Source organism: Coprococcus intestinihominis (assembly GCF_040096555.1).
In the GTDB taxonomy this organism is placed as follows: domain Bacteria; phylum Bacillota; class Clostridia; order Lachnospirales; family Lachnospiraceae; genus Coprococcus_A; species Coprococcus_A intestinihominis.
In genome coordinates this window covers 1-5249 of record NZ_JBBMEK010000234.1, presented here as the reverse complement: position 1 = coordinate 5249, position 5249 = coordinate 1, and the positions used below count along the sequence as shown (strand labels likewise).

Annotated in this window: 6 protein-coding genes; 5 read left to right on the top strand and 1 reads right to left on the bottom strand. The window is 43.9% G+C overall.

The genetic code is table 11. The annotated features are described in order from the left end of the window. Together WMO25_RS14430 and WMO25_RS14425 are read left to right on the top strand one after the other, a co-directional pair. A partial coding sequence (locus WMO25_RS14430; protein WP_349085879.1) for a PfkB family carbohydrate kinase occupies positions 1–186 on the top strand: 186 nt, incomplete at its 5' end. An 81-nt stretch (positions 187–267) separates the two neighbouring features. Continuing rightward, the gene (locus WMO25_RS14425) at positions 268–891 is read left to right on the top strand and encodes a M48 family metallopeptidase (protein WP_349085878.1); all 624 of its coding nucleotides are present in this window, start codon (positions 268–270) and stop codon (positions 889–891) included. A gap of 47 nt (positions 892–938) precedes the next feature. On the opposite strand, the gene WMO25_RS14420 is transcribed toward WMO25_RS14425, so the two are convergent. Then, positions 939–1895 carry a DMT family transporter gene (locus tag WMO25_RS14420; protein ID WP_117528587.1) on the bottom strand — a complete coding sequence of 319 codons (957 nt, stop codon included), beginning with the start codon at positions 1893–1895 and terminating at the stop codon, positions 939–941. A gap of 268 nt (positions 1896–2163) precedes the next feature. Here WMO25_RS14420 and WMO25_RS14415 point away from each other — a divergent pair, with 268 nt between their 5' ends. The 3 genes from WMO25_RS14415 to larC form a co-directional block, all read left to right on the top strand. Next, a complete protein-coding gene (locus WMO25_RS14415) occupies positions 2164–3492 on the top strand; it encodes an aspartate kinase (RefSeq protein WP_349085877.1) in 1329 nt (442 codons plus the stop codon). 271 nt (positions 3493–3763) lie between these two features. Continuing rightward, positions 3764–4522 carry a nickel pincer cofactor biosynthesis protein LarB gene (larB, locus tag WMO25_RS14410; RefSeq protein WP_117539277.1) on the top strand — a complete coding sequence of 253 codons (759 nt, stop codon included), beginning with the start codon at positions 3764–3766 and terminating at the stop codon, positions 4520–4522. A gap of 111 nt (positions 4523–4633) precedes the next feature. Further along, positions 4634–5249: nickel insertion protein (gene larC / locus WMO25_RS14405; RefSeq protein WP_349085876.1), on the top strand; the 616-nt coding region annotated here is incomplete at its 3' end.

Genomic DNA, 5249 nt, shown 5'->3' with positions numbered 1-5249 from the left:
TATGACGGCGAGAAGTTTTATTATGGTGGTATTGTGCCTTGCGAAGTGGTGGATACCATGGGGGCAGGCGACAGCTTTATTGCAGGATTTCTTTATGCTATCTGCGAGGGAAAAGGAATTCAGGAAGCTATGGCGGACGGTGCGGCTAACAGCAGTGTGACCATTGCCTATTCCGGCGCTTGGTAGGATACAAACAGAAACAGGAATTTGAGTGAATAATGAGCCAAAACCTATGTGAACAATAAAGGATAGAATGCGGCGATACAAATGGTATTAAATTTAAGAAAAAATATACTGATTCTGAATGATTTGTCTATATCCTGCCGGCTGATTCGTTCAGACAGACGTTCCTTAGGGCTTGAGATAAGAAAAATTCCGGAGGGCGGAGCGGAACTTCTGATTCGTGCACCAAGGCGGATGAAGATAGCGTATATTGAATGGTTTATCAATGAAAAAGAACGGTGGATAACTGAGAAATATTTGACTGCACTTGTGGAAAAACCACGTCCGCAAATGATGGAAATTCCGGAATATGTGACGGAACAATGGCTTCGGACAGAAGGGGCTGAAAGATTCCATCAAAAGACGGCTTTTTGGGCGGCAAGAATGAAAGTGTCTTACGGCAGGATCACGATCCGTGATCAGAAAACACGGTGGGGAAGCTGTAGCAGTCGGGGAAACCTGAATTTTAACTGGCGGCTACTTCTGATGCCGGAGAGGGTTATGGATTACGTGATTGTCCATGAACTGGCCCACCGGCGGGAAATGAACCATTCTGCGGCTTTCTGGCAGATCGTCGAAACGTATCTGCCGGATTACCGGGAACGGCGGCAGTGGCTGAAAGAAAATGGTGTTCGGTATGCCGGGCCTGTTGAACTGCCGAAGTACTAGAGTAAGCAGGCATTGAAATTTTCAGATGAAATGACTGGCAAATTCGGCTAAGCGGCCACAGACTTTTTCTCAGGGATTTGAGAAAGCATAATAGCGGCAAACATCAGCAGACAGCCGAAGAGTTCTTTCGGAGACAGATACTGATGCAGGATAATCCATCCGGCTAACAATGAAAATGCAGATTCCAGACTCATAAGGAGTGAGGCAATAACGGGATCTGTATTTTTTTGTGCCACGATCTGCAGCGTATAACCTATCGCACAGGAAAGTACACCTGCATAAAGGAGAGGCTGCCATGCTGTCAGAATGGCATGGAGATTCGGTGATTCTGTAAGCATGGCAGGTATGCCGCAGATGATGCCGCAGGTGAAAAACTGAATGCAGGACATGCGGACACCATCGACTTTTGGTGAAAAATAGTCCACCACCATAATATGAAACGAAAAACAAAAAGCGCAGATAAGGACAAGAATATCACCTTTGCCCAGGGAAAGACTTTCTGTCATGCAGAGCAGGTACAGGCCGATAACGGAGAGTCCGACACTGATCCAGGCAATAAGACGGACTTTTTTACCCACAAAAAGGCCGAGGATCGGGACAATCACGATATACATGGCGGTGATAAATCCGGCCTTGCCAACGGTTGTGTAGACAATGCCAACCTGCTGAAAAGAACTGGCAATTGCCAGAAGGATACCGCAGACAATACCGCCGATGATCAGTGTTTTCTTGTCAGATACGGATGAGGAGGATGTCGATGCAATGTCGGTGGCAGAGGCCGCATCACTGTTGGAAGCGTTGACGGTTGCTGCGGATTGTCGGTTGACTTTGTCAAGTAATGGAATAAAAAGCAGCAGAACAAAAGCACCGATAAAATTTCTGACAGAGTTAAAGGTAAATGGACCGACATAATCCATCCCCACACTCTGTGCGACAAAAGCAACACCCCAGATGAAAGCGGTCAATAAGAGCATCAGATTGCTTTGCATTTTTTTCGAATTCATATTTGTCTCTCCTTTAGGTGACCATCTATTATTCGTCAAGGCACATGCAGGCTGTTTTTGTTCGGTATCGGTATGGATAAAGATGTAAAACATGTGCTTTTTGATGTTTTATAGTGGTAAAGTATCGTAATAAGGTTTATAATAGCACATGTATTTATGAAAATAAAAGAAAAATGCATAAAATTTGAAAAAAACACTTGATTATCGATAAAAATAGTGTATTTTATGTAATTAGGAAATTATTTCGAAATTGTCGGAGGATTAAATCATGAAGATCGTTGTAAAATTCGGCGGAAGTTCCCTTGCAAGTGCCGAACAGTTTAAAAAAGTTGCGGATATTATTCACGCAGACCCACACAGAAGATTTGTTGTCCCTTCTGCACCGGGCAAGCGTTTTGATGGAGATACAAAAGTTACAGATATGTTATATGGATGCTATGATCTGGCAGAAGCCGGCAAGGATTTTGATGGTGCACTGGCAGACATCAAGGCCCGCTATGATGAAATTATTGAAGGACTTGGGCTGGATCTGACACTGGACAAAGAGTTTGAGACAATTCATGAACAGTTCCGTCTGAAAGCAGGAAGAAATTATGCCGCATCCAGAGGTGAATATCTGAATGGTATCGTGCTGGCCAATTATCTTGGTTTTGAGTTCGTTGATGCAGCTACAGTTATCCGTTTTGATGATGCAGGCAATTTTGAAGCAGACAGAACAGATTTGATTTTGTCTTCAAGATTGAAAGATGTTGAATATGCCGTTGTGCCTGGTTTCTATGGGGCTCAGGATGATGGTGTGGTGACAACTTTCTCCAGAGGCGGTTCTGATATCACAGGTTCTATCGTGGCAAAGGCTGTCCATGCGGATGTATATGAGAATTGGACAGATGTTTCCGGTTTCCTTGTGGCAGATCCGAGAATTATCAAGAATCCTGAAGCGATTGAAGCAATTACATATAAGGAACTGCGTGAGCTTTCTTACATGGGCGCATCTGTACTGCATGAAGATGCTATTTTCCCGGTACGTAAAGAGGGCATTCCGATCAATATCCGCAACACAAATAAGCCGGATGATCTGGGCACATGGATTGTAGAAAGCACATGCCGTAAACCGAAGCATACAATTACCGGTATTGCCGGCAAGAAAGGCTTTGCATCGATTAATATTGAAAAAGATATGATGAACTCCGAAATCGGATTTGGCAGAAAAGTTCTGCAGGTATTTGAGGATAATAATCTTTCTTTCGAACATATGCCGTCAGGCGTCGATACAATGACTGTGTTTGTACACCAGTCAGAGTTTGAGCACAAAGAGCAGCAGGTCATCTCAGGTATTCACCGTGCAGTTCATCCGGATCTTCTGGATCTTGAATCCGGTCTGGCACTGATCGCGGTTGTGGGACGCGGTATGAGAGATACGCGTGGTGTCGCAAGCAAGGTATTTAATGCCCTTGCCAGTGCCAATATCAATATCAAGATGATCGACCAGGGATCCAGTGAGCTGAATATTATTATCGGTGTGAAAGAGAAGTATTTCGAGGATGCGATCAAAGTCATCTATGATGCATTTATCACCAATGCAGCACCGGCTAAATAGTCATCACGCAATATTGGCATAACATCAGTCTAAAAACATATAACCATAGTAGGAGTTATAATTGACGCTTATTCGCTGATATGTTAGAATGAGTGAGAAAAGTCCGGTACGAAGCCGGCTGTGAATTTTAGAGAGACGATATAGAATAAAGATAACTGAACAGTTACATATCAAGGCCACGAAGGCGTTTGAGCGTGAATACCCATATGTGTGAGATATGGTTTAGCGCAGTACGTTTTCGTGGCTTTCGTTTTGCATGGGGAGGGACAATATGGACGTTTTAAAGCTACTGGAAGATGTGAAAAATGATAAGGTTTCACTGGAAGAGGCAGCTAAGGAATTAAAGCAGCTGCCTTATGAGGATCTGGGATTTGCCAAGTTGGATCATCATCGGCAGATTCGTTCCGGATTCGGCGAGGTTGTATTTTGCAGTGGCAAATCGGATGAGCATTTGCTGAAGATTTATGAGACATTTTATAAAACTGATACAGAGGTACTCGGTACGCGCGCTTCTGAGCATCAGTATGAGCTAGTGAAAGCCGTTATACCGGAAGTGACTTATGATCCGCTGTCAAGAATTTTGAAGATTGAGAAGCCCGGAAAGGAAAGAATTGGCCGTGTGGCTGTCTGTACAGCCGGTACGGCAGATATTGCAGTTGCTGAAGAAGCAGCACAGGTGGCGGAATATTTTGGCACCAACGTTGATAGATTTTATGATGTGGGTGTTGCAGGCATTCATCGTTTATTTGCCAAACTGGAAGAAATTCGCAAAGCCAACTGTATTATTGCTGTTGCCGGTATGGAGGGAGCACTTGGCGGTGTTCTGGCGGGCCTTGTTGAGGTACCGGTGATTGCTGTTCCGACTTCTATTGGTTATGGTGCGAACTTCGGCGGTCTGTCAGCACTTTTGACTATGCTGAATTCCTGTTCCAATGGCATTACTGTTGTCAATATTGATAATGGTTACGGTGCCGGCTATATCAGTACACAGATTAACCGTTTGGCAGTCAAAGCCTATAAGCCGGAATAAGAGAGACGGGGATTTGACGGCAATATCATATAGATGAAGCAGTGCCTGCCTGAGAAATTGATTTTGAGCAGTCTATTGTAATTTAAGTATAAAGATAAGGGGATTTGTAAAATGAGCAAGAAAGTTTTATATCTGGAATGTTTTTCGGGTATCAGCGGGGATATGACGGTTGGTGCATTATTAGATCTTGGGGCAGACCCGGAAGTATTAAAACAGTCATTGGATTCACTGCATGTGGATGGTTATGAGGTAAAAATCGGCAGAAGCAGCAAGTGTGGTATTGATGCCTGCGATTTTGATGTGCTGATACCAGATCAGCCGGAATATGATGAAGGCCATATGCATCACCATGATGATGACCACGATCACGAACATCATCACCACGATGATGACCACGACCACGAACATCACCACCATGATGATGACCACGATCACGAACATCATCACCACGATGATGACCATCATCATCATGATCACGGCCATGGTCATCATCATGCGCATGTACATAGAAATATTCATGATGTATTCGCAGTGATTGATAGACTTGAGAATGAGCATGTTAAGACATTATCGAAAAAAATGTTTATGATTGTTGCGGAAGCAGAGTCTAAAGCCCATGGCCTGCCGATTGAAGAAGTGCATTTCCATGAAGTAGGTGCCATTGATTCTATTGTAGATATTATCAGTGTGGCTGTCTGTGTGGACAATCTCGGTGTGGACGATATTG

What these genes read in the sequence shown, in the direction of transcription:
- WMO25_RS14425 (WP_349085878.1), top strand. Translation starts at nt 268, where the DNA reads ATGGTATTAAATTTAAGAAAAAATATACTGATTCTGAATGATTTGTCT.
- WMO25_RS14420 (WP_117528587.1), bottom strand. Translation starts at nt 1,895, where the DNA reads ATGAATTCGAAAAAAATGCAAAGCAATCTGATGCTCTTATTGACCGCT.
- WMO25_RS14415 (WP_349085877.1), top strand. Translation starts at nt 2,164, where the DNA reads ATGAAGATCGTTGTAAAATTCGGCGGAAGTTCCCTTGCAAGTGCCGAA.
- larB (WP_117539277.1), top strand. Translation starts at nt 3,764, where the DNA reads ATGGACGTTTTAAAGCTACTGGAAGATGTGAAAAATGATAAGGTTTCA.